This window comes from Moorena sp. SIO3E8, assembly GCF_010692445.1.
GTDB classification, from domain to species: domain Bacteria; phylum Cyanobacteriota; class Cyanobacteriia; order Cyanobacteriales; family Coleofasciculaceae; genus Moorena; species Moorena bouillonii.
In genome coordinates, this window is sequence record NZ_JAAHHM010000097.1 from 1 (window position 1) to 17,335 (window position 17,335).

General features: G+C 44.5%; 15 protein-coding genes, 1 tRNA gene and 2 pseudogenes. 9 read left to right on the top strand and 9 right to left on the bottom strand.

Features of this window, described 5'->3' with window-relative positions:
- Together F6K46_RS28355 and F6K46_RS28360 are read right to left on the bottom strand one after the other, a co-directional pair.
- A pseudogene (locus tag F6K46_RS28355) lies at nt 1-342 on the bottom strand (hypothetical protein); the annotation flags it as partial.
- A 139-nt stretch (nt 343-481) separates the two neighbouring features.
- Entirely contained in the window at nt 482-4,165 is a 3,684-nt protein-coding gene (locus F6K46_RS28360) for a filamentous hemagglutinin N-terminal domain-containing protein (protein WP_293063411.1), read from the bottom strand.
- A gap of 400 nt (nt 4,166-4,565) precedes the next feature.
- On the opposite strand from F6K46_RS28360, the gene F6K46_RS28365 reads away from it, so the two are divergent.
- The gene (locus F6K46_RS28365) at nt 4,566-4,715 is read left to right on the top strand and encodes a hypothetical protein (protein WP_293063413.1); all 150 of its coding nucleotides are present in this window, start codon (nt 4,566-4,568) and stop codon (nt 4,713-4,715) included.
- Nucleotides 4,716-4,860: 145 nt separating this feature from the next.
- On the opposite strand, the gene F6K46_RS28370 is transcribed toward F6K46_RS28365, so the two are convergent.
- The gene (locus F6K46_RS28370; protein ID WP_293063415.1) at nt 4,861-6,006 is read right to left on the bottom strand and encodes an aminotransferase class I/II-fold pyridoxal phosphate-dependent enzyme; all 1,146 of its coding nucleotides are present in this window, start codon (nt 6,004-6,006) and stop codon (nt 4,861-4,863) included.
- Between the two features lie 105 nt (nt 6,007-6,111).
- On the opposite strand from F6K46_RS28370, the gene F6K46_RS28375 reads away from it, so the two are divergent.
- The 4 genes from F6K46_RS28375 to F6K46_RS28390 all read left to right on the top strand — a co-directional run bounded on the left by F6K46_RS28375 (nt 6,112) and on the right by F6K46_RS28390 (nt 9,263).
- Nucleotides 6,112-7,470 carry an amidase gene (locus tag F6K46_RS28375; RefSeq protein WP_293063417.1) on the top strand — a complete coding sequence of 453 codons (1,359 nt, stop codon included), beginning with the start codon at nt 6,112-6,114 and terminating at the stop codon, nt 7,468-7,470.
- A 68-nt stretch (nt 7,471-7,538) separates the two neighbouring features.
- The gene (locus F6K46_RS28380) at nt 7,539-7,889 is read left to right on the top strand and encodes a hypothetical protein (protein ID WP_293063419.1); all 351 of its coding nucleotides are present in this window, start codon (nt 7,539-7,541) and stop codon (nt 7,887-7,889) included.
- A 280-nt stretch (nt 7,890-8,169) separates the two neighbouring features.
- Nucleotides 8,170-8,643: a pentapeptide repeat-containing protein gene (locus tag F6K46_RS28385; protein ID WP_070391320.1), complete on the top strand. Its 474-nt coding sequence runs from the start codon at nt 8,170-8,172 to the stop codon at nt 8,641-8,643.
- Between the two features lie 296 nt (nt 8,644-8,939).
- A complete protein-coding gene (locus F6K46_RS28390) occupies nt 8,940-9,263 on the top strand; it encodes an antibiotic biosynthesis monooxygenase (RefSeq protein WP_293063422.1) in 324 nt (107 codons plus the stop codon).
- Nucleotides 9,264-9,609: 346 nt separating this feature from the next.
- Here the strand turns inward: F6K46_RS28390 and F6K46_RS28395 are convergent.
- From F6K46_RS28395 to F6K46_RS28415, 5 genes are all read right to left on the bottom strand, one after another.
- Nucleotides 9,610-9,680, bottom strand: a tRNA-Gly gene (locus tag F6K46_RS28395).
- A gap of 335 nt (nt 9,681-10,015) precedes the next feature.
- A complete protein-coding gene (locus F6K46_RS28400; RefSeq protein ID WP_143727771.1) occupies nt 10,016-10,951 on the bottom strand; it encodes a hypothetical protein in 936 nt (311 codons plus the stop codon).
- A gap of 335 nt (nt 10,952-11,286) precedes the next feature.
- Nucleotides 11,287-12,075 (bottom strand): ABC-2 family transporter protein, encoded by a 789-nt coding sequence (locus tag F6K46_RS28405; RefSeq protein WP_293063424.1) that lies wholly within the window; start codon nt 12,073-12,075, stop codon nt 11,287-11,289.
- A 396-nt stretch (nt 12,076-12,471) separates the two neighbouring features.
- Entirely contained in the window at nt 12,472-13,020 is a 549-nt protein-coding gene (locus F6K46_RS28410; protein WP_293063426.1) for an SET domain-containing protein-lysine N-methyltransferase, read from the bottom strand.
- A gap of 294 nt (nt 13,021-13,314) precedes the next feature.
- Nucleotides 13,315-14,316 carry an ATP-binding cassette domain-containing protein gene (locus F6K46_RS28415; protein WP_070391314.1) on the bottom strand — a complete coding sequence of 334 codons (1,002 nt, stop codon included), beginning with the start codon at nt 14,314-14,316 and terminating at the stop codon, nt 13,315-13,317.
- A 286-nt stretch (nt 14,317-14,602) separates the two neighbouring features.
- Here F6K46_RS28415 and F6K46_RS28420 point away from each other — a divergent pair, with 286 nt between their 5' ends.
- Complete coding sequence (locus F6K46_RS28420) at nt 14,603-14,797, top strand: hypothetical protein (protein ID WP_293031237.1); 195 nt, start codon at nt 14,603-14,605, stop codon at nt 14,795-14,797.
- A gap of 114 nt (nt 14,798-14,911) precedes the next feature.
- Nucleotides 14,912-15,313, top strand: coding sequence for a hypothetical protein (locus tag F6K46_RS28425; protein ID WP_293117580.1), 402 nt, complete (start codon nt 14,912-14,914; stop codon nt 15,311-15,313).
- Between the two features lie 496 nt (nt 15,314-15,809).
- Here the strand turns inward: F6K46_RS28425 and F6K46_RS28430 are convergent, their stop codons facing one another.
- A complete protein-coding gene (locus tag F6K46_RS28430) occupies nt 15,810-15,923 on the bottom strand; it encodes a type II toxin-antitoxin system HicB family antitoxin (protein WP_293063445.1) in 114 nt (37 codons plus the stop codon).
- 403 nt (nt 15,924-16,326) lie between these two features.
- On the opposite strand from F6K46_RS28430, the pseudogene F6K46_RS28435 reads away from it, so the two are divergent.
- A pseudogene (locus F6K46_RS28435) lies at nt 16,327-16,763 on the top strand (element excision factor XisH family protein).
- Between the two features lie 120 nt (nt 16,764-16,883).
- Complete coding sequence (locus tag F6K46_RS28440; RefSeq protein ID WP_075902659.1) at nt 16,884-17,225, top strand: XisI protein; 342 nt, start codon at nt 16,884-16,886, stop codon at nt 17,223-17,225.
- The last annotated feature ends 110 nt before the right edge of the window (nt 17,226-17,335 follow it).

The window sequence follows — 17,335 nt, forward strand, 5'->3', positions numbered from 1 at the left end:
TTGTGTGTTTTCAAGAGGAAGACGGCAGTCGGGAGGGAAAACTTCAGGGGACGGGAGTTCAGACGTGTGCTCTTCAATTGGGAATCGCGAATCGGGAATCGGGAATCGGGAATTGGGAATCGGGAATCGGGAATCGGGAATCGGGAATCGGGAATCGGGAATTGGGAATCGGGAATCGGGAATCGGGAATCGGGAATCGGGAATTGGGAATCGGGAATCGGGAATCGGGAATCGGGAATCGGGAATCGGGAACAGTAATAATAGTTGATTAACTCTTGCCTCTTGCCTCTTGCCTTTCTTTAAGAGAGAATGTTCACAACTTAAATAAAAATTTAATAGCAATTCTATATCCCATAAGGGACAAATTGATCCCCCATTATCCTTAATAAGGGGGACTTTGAGGTTGAGCAGCGTACCTCAATAACTGCGAGAAACGCTATATATTACTCTTCCCTACTCCCTACTCCCTACTCCCTACTCCCTACTCCCTATTCCCTGTTCCCTGTTCCCTATTCCCTCTTCCCGCATGACAATCAAGATTGGGAAATATCTGCTCCACAGGAGTCCCCTGAAACGGTTGCGCTGTCAGAATAATGGTGCCATCCTTTGCTACTACCCAGCCTTGGGCTTCGATAATCACTTTTTTGTCTTGACGGGGTTTCACTGACGGTTGCGCTTGTAATGGTTGTCTGGTGCTGGGTAACCTGGGACGAGTTCGCCACCTGACTGTTCTGTGGGCATTAATCACTGGATCCTCTGGAGTTGGTGGTAAACCGCCTTTGCCGGTAATAATAAAGGAACTCCCGCCAGCAATCCGATCATTCTCAAAGCCACAAAGGTCATTGGCCAGGATAGCTTCTGCATCCACCAGGATTCCTGGCAATTCGTTTAAGCCTGAGGTCGGGTCTACCTGGGAGATGTTGAGGATTACGTCACCGTTGAAGGATGAACCACGCTTGGAAGTAGAAGTTATGTCATTGTCTGGAGTGAGGTCATCTCGAAACTCTAAACCAAAGATGCCTTTGGCATTAATCTCAACACGACCTCCTGGGCCTTGGTCAGCATTGGCGGTGATGTCGCTATTTCCTAGACCGACTAGGGTATCAGTATTAATAAATATATTGCCCCCAATGGTTGTATTCTGAGCGTCAGTTATAATCTTGCTTTCGTTGAGGAGTCGGATGTCACCAGCTTCCAGCCTAATCTTGCTTTTGTCTCCTCCTGCTGTTTGTGCTGTGATGATTCCATTGTTGTCAAGGAAGATGGAGTTAGCATTAATATTTACTTCCCCTGCTGAAGTTCTCTCTTCAAAACTTCTAGCACTAACTTCTGCTCCATCAGAGATTATTAACTTGTCAGTGGTAATATTCAAAAACTTTCCGGCATTTCCTGTTGCTTCTCGATTAGCTCGAATAAACAAGCCGCTGGCAAACTCACCATCGGCTGAGGTACCAGTACCAATGAGTTGAACAGATTCAGAAGCATTGACACTCAAGTTTCCCCCGTCCCCTTCACCCAAAGTGCTAGCTGAAACTTGTGCTCCATCAGAGACTATTAACTCCCCAGTGGCAATAGTTAAATCTCCTGCATTTCCTGTTCCTTGAGTTTGAGTAGACAAGTCGCTGCTAAGTTGAACAGATTCAGAAGCATTAACAGTCAAATCTCCACCGTCCCCTTCACCCGAAGTGCCAGCTGAAACTTGTGCTCCATCAGAGACTATTAACTCCCCAGTGGCAATAGTTAAATCTCCTGCATTTCCTGTTGCTCTTGAATTAGCTTGAGTAGACAAGCCGCTGACAAGCCTACCATCTGCTGAGGTACCAATCACTTTAACAGTAGAGTTGGCATTAACAGTCAAATCTCCCCCGTCCCCTTCACCAAAAGTGCTAGCTGAAACAACTGCTCCTTCAGAGACCATTAACTGCCCAGTAGTAATATTCAACTCTCCTGCATTTCCTATCCCTAGAGTTCGAGTAAACAAGCCGCTGGCAAACTGACCATCTGCTGAGGTACCAGTACCAATGAGTTGAACAGTAGAGGAGGCATTTACAGTCAAATCTCCGCTGTCCCCTTCACCAAAAGTGCCAGTTGAAACTTGTGCTCCATCTTTGACAATTAACTGCCTAGTGGTAATACTCAAATTTCCCGCATTTCCTTTTGAGCCTCGATTAGCTTGAGCAAACAAGTCGCTGCTAAGTTTAACCGTAGAGGAGGCATTCACACTCAAATTTCCGCTATCCCCTTCACCAAAAGTGCTAACGGAAACAACTGCTCCCTCAGAAACTGTTAACTGACCAGTGGTAATACTGACATCTCCCCCATTTCCTTTCCCTTCAGTTCCAGCAGACAAGGCGCTGTGAAACAGACCATCGGCTGAGGTACCAATCACTTGAACCGTAGAGGAGGCATTGACACTCAAATTGCCCCCGTTCCCTTCACCAAAAGTGTCAGCTGAAACAACTGCTCCATCAGAGGCCATTAACTGACTAGTGGTAATACTGATATCTCCCCCATTTCCTTTGCCTTCAGTTCTAGCAAACAAGCCGGAAAACAGACCATCGGCTGAGGTACCAATCACTTGAACCGTAGAGGAGGCATTGACACTCAAATTGCCCCCATCCCCTTCACCAAAAGTGTTAACGGAAACAACTGCTCCATCAGAGACCATTAACTGCCCAGTAGTAATACTCAAATTTCCACCATTTCCTGTTGAGCCTGGATTAGTTTGAGTAGACAAGGCACTGGGAAAATTACCATCGGCTGTCGTACCAATCACTTGAACCCTATAGGAGGCATCCACACTCAAGTTTCCCCCGTTCCCTTCACCGCTTGTGCTAGCTGAAACCGATGCTCCATCAGAGACGATTAACTTCCCAGTGGTAATATTTAAATCTCCGGCATTTCCTGTCCCAAAAGTTTGAGTAAACAAGCCGCTGAAAAATCGATTATTGGCTGAGTGACCAATCAGTTGAACAGTCGAGTCGGCATTGACAGTCAAATTTCCCCCATCCCCTTCACCGAAGGTGCTAGCTGAAACAAGTGCTCCATCTTTGAGCATTAACTCCCCAGTGGTAATACTGATATCTCCCCCATTTCCTGTTACTTCTGGAAAAACTTGGGCTGCCAAAGCGCTGGGAGTACCATCAGCAGATACACCAACCATTCGCACAGATTCAGAGGCATCCACTGTCAAATCTCCCCCCTGTCCTGAGCCGAATACAGTCGCCGTTATCCTAGAACCACCCTCAAGACTCAACTGAGAAGCCTCAACCACTATCCCACCGCCATTCTGATTTCCCAGGGTATCCGCAAAAACAAAAGAGCGATCGCGTAAACTCACATTAGCCCCCCGCACCTGGATACTGCCACCACTTTCCCCACTGGTATTGACAAAAGCAAATTCCGACAAACTAATATCCTGAAACCCTTGAACTCCCGAATAATCCAACACAAAACTCGTATCCGTTGGGGTCAGGTTAACCACACCATTAGCACCAACACCCCCCAGCTCAATCCGTCCATCCAATGCGAATAGAGCGCCATTAGGAATAGTCACCTCACCACCAATCAAGCCCAATGTTTGACCATTTGGTACCCGAAGCCCAAAAAAAGACTGATTAGTAATACTTCCGGGATTGGAACCATATTGCAACCCAGATGGAATATTAATGGTCAACAACGGTTTTTCATTGGGATTTTTAGTGCTGAATACTGTGCCATCGTCAAACAACACACTATCAGCAGTACTCCCAAAAAATGAACCTCCCACATCCAGTCTGCTATTGGGACCGAAGACAATACCATTGGGATTGATCACAAATAAATTAGCATTACCCAACACGCCTAGGGTTCCCAAAATATTGGAAACATTACCTCCCGTTACCCGACTCAGGATGTTGGCAACTCCAGCAGGATTCGCAAAATAAACTCGCCCGAACTCCGCCACATTGAAATCCGAGAAGCTGTGGAAGAGATTACTGTCTCTAATCGCCCCACCTTCAATTAAATCTATTACAATCCCGTTAATATTCAGATTGGTTACTACAGAGCTTTCATCCCCTAGGGTATTATCTGGGGTAATTTGCCCTAATGCCGTAGTTGCAGCTAGTAGAGAATACAGCACAACGCTACTTGCTGGCACCAGTCGGGAAATCCGAGGTTTCATGTTAATCAATAAGCTAGCGAATTTTTTAATTAAATCAAAAAATATATTTCAGGTTTCTTGATTTAAAAACTCTTTTTAAAGAGTTAACTAAAAATTCACAAAAAAACCTTATATTCCCCCTAGCACCAGCAGGATTAAGGTCTTCATTTTTGCTTTAACAAACCTTTAAAAAAACTTTACTTAAAATTCACAATAACAGGGAGTAGGGAGCAGGGACTTCGGAGCAGGGACTTCGGAGCAGGCAATAGGCAATAGGCATGCTAGCAATAGGCGAAAAATAATGTGTACCTCATAGCTATGATCAACGCTATAGATCTAGCTATAGCAATATTAGTGGGTTTTCCAGTTGTAGTTATTGCCTTCAAAAAAAGTATAAAATACTAGCGTTTCTCGCAGTTTTATGATTATTTCAGTAGGGTGGGCAAAGTCATCATTTCGTGAGTACTTAAAACAAGCAAACTGTGTCTTGATGCAGTCGCTCATGGGGGAAACCCCCAAGACCGCGCTGCATCGCTTTTTGCCCACCCTACAAGCTGCATCGCTGTATTAACTTGTGTAAAGTTGCCAAAAGCCCCTCTGCTCCGAAGTCCCTGCTCCGAAGTCCCTGCTCCCTATTTCAACAGTTAATTTTACTTTTGTCCGACTACTTATTACTTGTGACTTGTGACGCTAAGGGTAGCGCTATACAATACCCATCACAACGACTGGGCAGTATCAATAGATGCGATCGCAGCTTGGAATTTGGGCAGGGCACTGGAAATCATCTCTTCGCTGGCAGTCAGGGAGATGCGGAAATAACCTGGTATTTCCTGTGGCGTTCCAGGTAATACAAAGACGCCGTGACTGGCCAGTAACTCGGCAAAAGCACAGTCATCTTGCCAAGGGGAGCGCACCAATAGAAAGAATGTTGCATCAGGGGTGCGGAGCTTGTAACCGATGTCCCGCAGTGCTTTGACCATCCAATCTCGCTTTTTTTGTAAATGCTCGATATTCAGGTTTAGTTGCTCCAGGTCCCCTAGGGCATACTGCATTAATACACTAGGATAACACCAACCAAAAGAACTTTGTTGTAAGATGCCAATCACTCGCCTGATTTCTTGCCGATTGGGCATAGTGGATGGTAAAGCAATATACCCTATGCGTTGACCAGGAGCCATGAAGGTCTTGCTGTAACCATATACCAAGAAAGAAAATGGGTAAAACTGGGTAGGGCTAGGACAAGGCTGGTGATCAAACACAATCCGGCTGAAGGTTTCATCAGAAATTAGGTAAATGGGCTTACCATAACGTCTAGAGGCATCGGTGAGTATAGCAGCCAAACCCTCGAGGGTTGTTGCTGAGAAAATCTTACCTGTGGGATTATGGGGTGAATTGACGATTATTGCCCGAGTGCGTTCTGTAATCGCAGATGCGATCGCATCGAGGTCCATATCAAAGGTGTTGGTATCCACAGGCACACCCACCGGCACTGCACCAGTAAGATGAACCATACGCCGATAACCTAACCAGGGTGGAGTCAGAAGAATTACCTCATCTCCATCCCCAGCCAGGATGTGCAGACAAATTGCTAGACCAACTACTGTACCATTGGTCATAAAAATATCTTCCGGCAATATGGAAATTCCCCGTTTATCCTGAAGAGCAGCGGATACAGCCTGCCGTGATTCCGGAATATTTCCCTTGTAGCCATACCAACCTGGATTTTGCGGTATACTCGAACGCTGTAAGGCTTCTACAAAACCTGGAAGTGGCATTTCATGGGAATCACCCAAGGTAAAGTCAAGACTGTCCGGCTCAGTGCGGCGACTCATATAGGTCGCTTCGGCATAAAATCTGCTCATGGGAGTCTGATACTCTAATCCCTTTAGTACACGTGGGGAGATAAAGTGAGTATTCCCTTCAGTGGTTGGATCTGGCCTAACTGCAGCCTCTGATTACAATCTATAATGAGTCACTTAGTATTTTTAACGGCTTCTGAATTAGCAAAAGCAATTCGCGATCGCACTGTCTCATCGGTGGAAGTGTTAGACGCTCATCTTGAGCATATTGCTCTGCACAATTCTAAACTAAACGCCATTATTACCTTAGATGTAGAAAATGCCTATCAACGAGCCAAAAAAGCTGACGAAGCTTTAGGACGAGGGGAAATTTGGGGTAGGTTACATGGAGTACCCATAACCATTAAGGACAGCTTAGAAACTAAGGGATTACGGACTACCAGTAGCTACGAACCTTTAGCTAATTACGTCCCAACTCAAGACGCTACCGTTGTGGCTAGACTCCGTGCAGCGGGAGCAATTCTTCTCGGAAAGACCAATACACCAAAACTGACGGCAGATTTTCAAACCAATAGTCCCCTATTTGGGAGAACAAATAATCCCTGGAATCTGGACTATACCAGCGGTGGTAGTACTGGGGGTGGTGCAGCCGCCGTAGCTGCTGGGTTATCGCCTTTGGAACTAGGTAGTGACCTTGGCGGTTCTATCCGTGTTCCTGGACATTTTTGTGGTGTATTTGGCCTTAAGCCTACGGAGCATCGTGTTTCAACCTTTGGACATATTCCAGAGCTACCAGGAAAGCCAAAAACCATCCGACACTTACAAACCATAGGACCTCTGGCTCGCTGTGTCGAAGACTTGCGCTTGTGTTTATCCTTAATTCAAGGACTCGATCCCCAACAAAATTGGTTACTTCCTATACCGACAGAGCAGTTTAAACTAGAGAATTTACGGGCATACCGCTACGCTTGGACAACAGGTTTTGGTGATATTCCAGCATCAACAGAAACCAAGAGATGCTTAGAGAAATTGGCATTATCTCTGGAAAATTTAGGGTGTTGCATTGAGGAACATAACCCACCGAATTTGGACGTTACTGTAGCAAGGGAAACCTATAGCGAGATTCTCAAATTTGAATTTGGTTTATCCGAGATCAATCAACAACAGTATGAACATGCTCTTCATAAACGCGATCGTATAATTACTGATCTAGAAGGCTTCTTATCTGATTGGGATGTTTGGTTGTGTCCTGTGGTTCCAATAGCAGCATTTACCCATCGCCCATCAGGGGAACCAATTGAGATAGATGGTAAGCAGTTTCCTTATCTGAAAGCTATTGGTGCTTACACCACACTGTTTAACTTAGGTGGTAACCCAGTCATAGTCCTACCCCTTAGCCAGTCCCAGAAAGGCTTACCCATTGGTGTGCAAGTGGTCGGAAGACGGGGGAGTGATATGAGACTGATCGCAATTGCTGAGACATTGACCCAAATCACCGGAGGCTTTCAACCTCCACCGGGATATTAACGGGATTGATACCGAGTTGCATTCAAAGAGAGTAGATTGCTTGGATAGGGAGATGGGGAGATAGGGAGATGGGGAGATGGGGAGATGGGGAGATGGGGAGATGGGGAGATGGGGGGATCCTCACAGGGGTAGGTTTTTTACATTTGGGTAAAACATGGGACGACCCAGAGGGAGAGGAAAAGGAAAACAACGAACAAGCGATGCAGCGCCGACCTGCGGGGGAAACCACGCCAGTTGCTCATGGGGGGAACCCCCAAGACCGCACTGGCTCCCCAAGACCGCGCTGCATCGCTTTCTTATCCCCCACACCCCAAACCCCAAACCCCACACCCCACACCTTCAGCTATCAGCCTATGCGCTACTTGAGGTGCTACTGTTCGCGCAGCACCTCAAGTAGCGCAATCGGTGCTTTTGAATAAAATAAGCTGACGGCTGACTTCTGACTTCTGACTTCTGCTATAACAATAGCTGGGATGCGTTCGCGAAGCGTCGGCTTTGCCGAATCGCTTAATCCCTTACCACCTTAATCCCTTAACCTTAACAATTATTTATCTTTTCTTAACAACCTAACCAATTTAGGGAATAATTCCATAACTAACCTTAACAAATCATCAGTATAATCCCGGACAACTAATGGGTTATCATAAAAGTGGGATAAAGCAATACATACTGATAATTTTCCTTCTAGGGAGGCCAAAAATGAAATTCAATATTTTGGCAACGCTAACCTTACTCGCTTCCCTGTTCTTTACTGGTTCAGCAGTAGCTGAAAACCCAGACCAGGTGCAACAGTTGCTCTCAACTGGTGAATGTCCAGGGTGTAATTTAAAAGGAGCGGATCTATCGGGTGCACATCTACTAGGGGCTGACTTGAGGAATGCTAACCTGCAAGGAGCAATCTTAATCGAAGCCAACCTAGAAGGTGCTGACCTGACTGGTGCCAACTTAAACGGGGCTAACTTAACCCAAGCCTTTGTTACCAACGCTAGTTTAAACTGCGCTAATCTCAACCAAGTGAATTTAACAGCGGCCAAGCTTTACGACACCGATGTGTCTGGAGCTGTCATGAACAACATGACCTTAACTAATGCCGAGATATTTGAAACTGGCATTGGCATTGGTGGTAGTGCCGAGGAATTCAATTTCAATGTCGAGTGTAGAGTAGAGTCTTGACACGTAAGCGATCAGCGATCAGCGATCAGCTATTAGCTTATGGATCACAGTGTCGAAGCCTGTGCCACGGTACTGATTGGTGCTTTTGAATAAGTTATGGAGCGCGGTCTTGAGGGAAATCCCCAAGACCGCGCTCCATTTAGAAAACAGGTCAGCATTGGTTTAATCTGAGTTAAGCTGACCACTGACTGCTGACTGCTGAATGCTTACAAAGATGCAGATATTGGTATCTGTGCAGCTCAACCATTAGCTGTTATGATCGGAAATCAACCCAGAAAATCAGAGGGGAGGGAAAGTTGACAGAATTTCTAGATTTTCTGAAGCATAAGTATGCTTATGTTGCCGTTGGTGAATTCAAGCCAGGCAAATTTCAAGAAGCTCAGGATCTTTACGAGAAAGCTGTATCTACCTATATCCAAGGGTTCAAAGGCGCTTACCTACTGCAAGAACCTGGAACCGATAGAGGGATTGCTGTGATATTTTGGGAAAGTATAGCGGACATGGAAGATAATCAAAGTGAAGCCTATGAGGCGATCTTAAACCAAATGTCTCACTTGTTTACCAAAGCTCCCACGACATCGTTCTACGAAGTTTGCAGTGAAATCCAGCCTCCCAATTAGCTGGAGAATTAAGAATTAAGAATTAAGAATTAAGAATTAAGAATGGAGAATTAAGAATGGAGAATTAAGACTCATGCGATCGCCTAGCCGTAGGGTGCGTTAGGGGCGGAAAGTCTCTAATTTTTTGCCTCTTGGCCAGGGTTGACATAGTCTGCCCCGTAACGCACCACCTGTCGAGTCCAGTGCGATGCTCTTAAGGCCAAAGGCCACGCTACGCGAACAGAGCCGCTACGCCAACAGAGCCGCTACGCGATGAAGCGTTCGCAAAGCGTGGCCTACGGCCTCAGCTTCCGCGCTTATGCGAACACATTAAACCTTTAATAATATATACAACTTGTATACTAAGAGCGGATGGGGGGAATCGAACCCCCATCATCAGCTTGGAAGGCTGAGGTTTTACCACTAAACTACATCCGCACTGTTTCCAGTACTTTTAGCATCATAACATAACAAAATCAAAATGCCACCTTTTTTAGAGCTAATTTGTAAAGTAAATATTAATAAGCTTGAAAGCCTTGCTATGATTGTCTTTTAGTTATTAAATAGTTCAATTGTTCTAGTTTAGCGCAAGCCTTATCCTACAAGGTTTAGTGCGAGTTTACAAATCAGCTCTTAGATCAAAAATCAGGACTATTGCCTATGGCCTCTTGCCTCTTGCCTCTTGCCTCTTGCCTCTTGCTAGCATGCCTCTTGCCTCTTGCCTCTTGCCTCTTGCCTCTTGCTAGCATGCCTCTTGCCTCTTGCTAGCATGCCTATTGCCCATTGCCTCTTGCCTCTTGACTAATGGTGAGTTGGAAGCGATAAGCTTGGACAACTGGTTGACCTGCCATGTAAGTAGGGGCAAACAGCCAATGGCGAATCACCTGCTGAGCGAGTTGCTGAGCCTGATCAATACTAATATTGCCTTGCTGCACTTGAATATAGTCCGCTAGCAGTTCCGGTTTACCATTGGAATCAATTAACACCACCACCTTCAACACTAACTCTTCCGATAAATCAATACCTGTCAAATTCAGCTCCTCAGCGGAAAATTCGGTTTTGTTAGCTGGTAGCGGTAGAGCCAATTGGTCTGGAATATCCCGATTGGGATTAGTCAGACCAAATTGACTCATCTTAGCCAGAAAGGTATCTTTTGATGCCGACTCTTCTAGGATGCTGGAAGCCGGTGGCTGAATCGGTGGTGGCAGAGGTAAGGGTAAAGGTAGCGGCCTTTGGATGACTGGAATAGGCTTAACAGGAGTGATCGGAGTTGTTGGTTCAGGTGCGGGTACAGGTATAGTTAATTCATAAGATGTTGGCAGTGCTAGCTCTTTAACGGGTAAGCTTTCCTCTGTTGGTGTTCGCTCTAAGTCAGGCTCAGTGACATCAATGGTAGAGTTAGAGACAGTTTGGTGATTAAAATTCCTATCTGACCTAGGACTAGTTAGAGCTGTTGATGGGTCTTCTGGTGATGTCTCTTGCTCAGCTATGTCTTCCGGAATGATAGGAATCAGATCGATGGCAATCAAATCCTGACTGGGTGGCGAACTTTCCAAGCGCCCCATCAAGAGCATATACAGTATCGACAAGAAGCATAGATGAATGACAACAGACGCCAAAACCATGGCCAACCATAGCATTGGCCCGTTAAAGTGACGTGGTTCAGGTAAATTAGGGGGATTATTTGGGGGCAAACGTTTTAGGGTCATTCGTTGCTAGAGCGTTGCTCGAGTCTTGTAATTGTGTAAGCTATCAGCTATAAGCACCTCAGCTGTCTGCTAAGGCAATCCAACGCCTGATCAATAAAAAGAGTCCCTGAATCATGAATAGCTGATAGCTGATACCCCAGAACTGAATCATCATGTAATTTTATACTTTGGATTGGTCGAATATATAGCGTTAATCATACTTATCAGGGACATTAATCCTTATCAGGTAAATTTAATATGCAGTCCCTGATCTGACTCCCCATCTCCCTATCTCCCTATCTCCCTATCTCCCCACACTTTCCACGCTTCCCACACTTCCCACACTTCCATTACGATCAAGCTCCCATGCCAGAGTAATGCTTTAACCCTTTACGCCATAACCAGCGGTTGACTAGGAAAAATATCAAACTCCAACCTAGAATCACCAATATTCCCCCTACCACATTCACAGGTAAACCAATCAACAGTGCTGCTGGGAAATGAATCAGATAAGGAAAGGGTGTCCACTGGGCAATTTCCCTTACCAAAGGAGGAAAGACTTCCAACGGAGCAATTAACCCAGAAAGAAATAAGTAGAGCAAAAATGATAATTCTTCAATAGCACTAGCCCGTTCTGTCCAAAAGGCGAACATGGCAAAGGTATACTGCATCAAAAAGCGTAGGGCAAAGCTCATTGCCACCACCAGGCAACCGAGTAACAAATTGCCAAGATTCGGTACCCAAGCTGCTTCGGGATACAGCAGGAAAAACAAACCGATTAGCCCTAGGTTAAACGGCATACGGATAAATCGTTCTGCTAAGTGAGCGGCTACCTGATGCCACACTGGATCAATTGGCTGTAGTAATCGTGGGGAAAGCTTCCCTTGCAACACTTGTTCTTGAAATTCGAAAATCACCCATACCAAGTTGAACTGGCGGATAAAAAACACTGAGATAAAGTAACGGGCAAATTCTATAGAATTCAGACCAAATTCTGCTTCTTGGGATGCCTTGGTCCAAATCCCCATTAGAATCAGAGGTAACAGATTCGACAGTACCCAAAAAAATATTTCTGCCCGATACTCCATCATATGGGCGTAATAAACACTGAGGAAGGTTGTTATGATTTTTAGGACGCGCTTCATTTATTTTTAGTAGGGAGTAGGGAGTAGGGAGTAGGGAGTAGGGATTATGGAGTAGGGAGTAGGCAGGGCTGTTTCATTATTTGGAATAAATTGTCAGGTGAATGGGCATGAAACGGAGCTGGGGTGCTGGGTATAGGGTGATATTTCAGGTTAAAAATAACTTTTTATTAGCTTTAATACCTCCGATATTACTATATCAGTATCTCTCCACATTTCCAGCAATTCATAATAGGTTCAGTAGCCAATAAACCCTAGCCTATTACTGAATTAACAAAGCGATTTTAATGGTCATGATGCAACATTGTTATTTAAACTAAATTTAGTTTTAGGGGATAAATTACTCAATTTAATATCAAAAAATAAGCTTAATTTGACTTTTCATAAAGACTAATTAAATTAGTCTTTATTAAGACTATTCACAATAAATTTTTGAACTATACCTAACTTCAAATAGAGCTGTTTAGTTTCGGAAGGAAGGTACTTGAAGTCAGTCACCGTTCCTCTACAATCCTGAGTACCACATAAGCACTTCATTGTCCAAAAATCCTCGTCCATGGTAGTCGAATAGTCAAAGAATATCTCTTCACCTGCAGTGATTTGTCTCAATGCAATTAATATTCGATCTCCGATGATGCCTGCATTCGGATTGCACGAATGATTTACGTAAGGTGCTGGTGACTCTGGAATCATATCGATATCGATATACGCATCATGGTCAATTTGGAGAACATTTCCCATCTTTTCTCCTTTGGCAACACTCTGATCAAAATTGATGATGGGTCCGGTAAACTCAAGTAGCGGTTCACCTGCAGCAATGTCTCGGACTGCAAAGACTCCCTGTCCTATCTTCGCGGGTCTGACTTCAACCTTAGAGTAAGTTGAAGCTGCTAAGTCGTTAGTTGAGACATCTTGATAGGAATTCTTCTCAGGATTAGCTCTAAACATAAATTTAGCTAAAATAAAAAGTTATTAGTCTCAATCCTTTTAGGACAGTTTTTTATGAAAACTATAGGTTGACAGTTGGTATTGCTCAATCAGGGGAAGCTCATCTAAATTCGTATCACAAACTACAGATAAAAGTTTTTTTGATAGTATCACAAACCTGAAATCTGCTGGATAAATCTCAATAAGCTGCCTCCATTATCAATAATCTCGGAATTATCAATAATGTGATTTGAGAAATCTGAAAAATCCTAATGGGGATTAGGCTTTGCCTACGCGGGGCGCGTTCGCAACAGTTCACTCTACTACTCCTGCCTGGAAAACACGACCAATAACTTCTTCAATGGGAGGGTCAGTTACGCTTAAATCTATTACCTCCAGCTCAGCCAGAATCCGAGCCACAGTCTCGGTAAGCACTTCCCGACGCACTAGCAAACGCACGTGGTGACCATCTACTTCTTTGAGTTCACCATAGCGCTGTAAAAACATATCCTGACTAGTCTTTACCTCAGGTAAGGGCTGGGCAAGTTCTACGGTGACCTCACGATAGGGAGCAAAGCGCTCAAGTAATCCATCTAGAGAGCCATCGTAAATCAGCCGACCTTCATGGATTAATAGCACCCGTTGGCAAAGAGCAGTGATATCAGCCATGTAGTGACTGGTTAAGAGTATTGTTGCTCCTGTGCGTTGGTTGTACTCCCGCAAGAAATCCCGTACGGCCAATTGAGCATTGACATCTAATCCTAAGGTAGGTTCATCTAAAAATAGGACTTGGGGTTGGTGTAGCAATGCTGCTAGTAGTTCGGCTTTCATGCGCTCTCCTAGGGAGAGTTTTCGTACTGGCTGAGTCAGTTTCCCTTCTAGGGACAGCATCTCGGTCAGTTCCCCAACTCTATACCTATAGTCTTGATCAGAAATACCATAGACAGCGGCATTGATTCTCAGGGAATCTAGGGCTGGTAAGTCCCAAAGCAACTGTTGCTTCTGCCCCATAACTAGGGTAATTTTTTTCAAAAAGCCTGGTTGACGTCGTTTGGGAATGTAATCCACAACTCTGACTCGACCCTGAGACGGATGAATCAGTCCAGTGAGCATCTTGAGAGTAGTGGTTTTGCCAGCACCATTGGGCCCTAAGAATCCGACTACTTCTCCAAAGCCAATTTCAAAGGAAACGTCTTGTACAGCTTTGACTGAACGGTAGGTACGGCGGAAGAAATGGTTTAAGGTACCTTTTAGTCCTGGTTGTTTGATTGCTACTGGGTAGATTTTGCTGAGGTTTTCGACAATAACAATAGACATATAGGAAAGGGAACAGGGAACAGTGAATAGGGAATAGGGAGTCGGGAGTCGGGAGTCGGGAGTCGGGAGTCGGGAGTCGGCTTTTAACCTAAGCTATTGGTTATTGCCAATTAAGGTTAAGGTTGTCGAATTTTCCTTGTTAAATCATCTGCTGCCAATGGCTATATGATCAACGATACCCAGCTTGGGACGATGTCAGACTTGATTGACTCACCTAGTTTCCCATTGTGAAAGTACAGTTGACCAGGGATTGATTACTCAATTAGGAAAAGCGAACGCGCCCCGCGTGGCCTACGGCCAATCGCGAAGCTTGACATGCACGGGCAAAGCCCAATGCTTCGCGAACGGTCAATCGCATTTACCTGTTCGTCTTCTGATTTCCCTACTCCCTACTCCCTACTCCCTACTCCCTACTCCCTACTCCCTAATGCGTTCGCATAATTTTTTCCTGTGGGAATTTGACACATTATTGATTAATTAGCTAAAAAGGAGTACAGCTACCACTCTAGAAGTTGAGCTTCCTGTTGACGCTAATCAATGGTTGGCTGGGTTTTATACAGTAACAGTTAGGGTTAAGCGCAATGGCAAGCAACAAGTGACTAATGCTCTCTCCTTTTCCCTAGCGCCTAAGATCATCGAGGAGATGACTATATCTACAACTACCGGAAACCAGCAGCAGTTGACCTTGACCTGTAATCCACCGGTATGGTTAGGGAAGCCAGACACTTCATCAGTGATCCTAGGACAACAGGTAGGGTTTTTGTTAGGCGGACGCGAATTGTTACCCTTGTCGGAATTTTTGCCATCAGTGACCACTACTTCTTCTGACCCATCACCAGACCAGAAGACCAATAGCCTCGTCTTTGATATCACCGGTATTGCTGCTGGGGATTACTGGGTGCGCTTGCGGGTGGATGGAGTTGACAGCTTACTGGTGAATCGGACAGTTACACCTCCTGTTTTTTACTCGACCCAGAAGCTAACGGTGAGTGGGTGATGGGGAGATGGGGTGATGGGGAGATGGGGTGATGGGGAGATGGGGTGATGGGGAGTTTGGGGAATTTTATCAGAGTGGGAGAGTTTGAGAGGGAAAAGAATACCCCGTCGAATTAGGTCGGGGATGAATATTCCGTCTCAAATAGTGTTAATATAAAAAGTAAGGGTCTCAAAAAAACAGGGCAAAAGACCCTACTCAGCTACCCTGGCCATAGGCCACGCGGGGCGAGTTCGGTGCGCGGGAAAGTCACGCCCAGGTCGATAACAGTCGCCCACGGCTGTGCCTGGGAATCCCCATCCCTGCGACGGGTGGGGAGGTTCAATAAGTGCGTACGCTAATCTTGTCGGGTGGGCAAATGGATACTATAACTGTTGGAATGGTCAAATTCTCATTATTTGCCCACCAAACCCTTCTCTAAATGCGATCGCTTTAGGTTTGATACTGGTAAAATTACTCATGCCAAGATACTTAATGGCTTCACAATTAAATCTTCTCGCTAGATTGCCTGATTATCAGCCTTTAAACTTTCAATATATAACTCAATAGCTTCTGTAATATTCTCGATTCCCTCTTCAAAATAATCCCCTTGAGAATGACAACCTTTTAGGATCCGACAAAAAGCGTGATAACCTCCCTCTGATTCTTTTTACAAAATAACTGTATAATTGTAAATTTGTTTAGTGTTGTTGTCCATAGGTTTTAAACTTGTTTGTAATCTATAGCAAAGGGAGTAGGGAGTAGGGAGTAGGCAGTAGGGAGTAGTGCGATCGCTAATCTTGTAGGTTGGGTTGAGCGAATCAATAGTTTTGATAAAACTGATCGATTCTATGGGAGAGTAAAACCCAACACCATCCCCTTTTTTTTCAGTAAGTATTTGTTGGGATTGCTTGCCTCAACTGGGGAGCTAACACACCCTAATTTTATCATGGTGTGTTGTTGAGCTAAGATTAAAATGCGATCAGCTTTTATCAAAAGTTTATACTTTACTTCCATTGATCATGCCGAAACTAGATATGATTCATAAGGCTGTGAAAAATGCACTGATTAAAGATGGATGGATAATCACTGACGACCCTATATTATTGAATATAGAAAAACAAAACTCTATGCCGATCTAGGGGCTGAAGGCCCGATTGCGGTTCAACGAAATGAACAAAAACTTGTGGTTGAAGTCAAAAGCTTTGTCGGTACATCAAAATGGCAAGATTTAAAAAAAGCTCTTGGTCAATACGATATCTATCGCTATCTTCTGGATGAAACTGCACCTGAACGAAAACTTTATCTAGCTATTAGTAGCATTGCCTACAAAAACTTTTTTACTCAAGATGTGATTCAATTAATCGTCATTAGACATCAGAGGTTGTCTGAGAAGTCTAATTTGCTACACCTAAGCCCCCTAAATCCCCCAAGCGAGCAATCCCTCGCTTGGGGGACTTTTACCAGCAAATAGATTCTTGTTCCCCCCAGAATTGGGGGGCTAGGGGGGCAAAATTCAGTATCAAAAAACTTTTCAGATATCCTCTAAACTTACCTTAATTCTTGTAGATACTGAATTAGAAGAGGTAAGACAATGGATAAATTAGCCCAATACCCCAAAATTATTAAACAACTATTAAATGACTATATCGAATTATGTCAAAAACGTTCTCAGGAGGCGATTGATAATTTTCTGATTGCGGATGAAGCAAATGGTCACTATATTTGGATGAATTTAGGATGGCAAAATGGAGAAATAATTACGGGAATGACCGTTTATGTGCGTCTTCGAGAAGGGAAATTTTGGATTGAGGAAGACTGGACAGAAGAAGGAATTGCTACCGACCTTGTCCGTGTTGGAGTTCCCAAAGAGGATATTGTCTTAGCATTTCATGAGCCAAAAATGCGACAATACACAGATTTTGCTGTTGCTTAGGTGATCGCTTGATATTATTTGGTGGGCAAATGGACATGATCACTGCTGATCTGGTCAAATAATCAGAATTTGCCCACCCTACCCCTTTAATGTTCGAGAGAGTGTAGGAA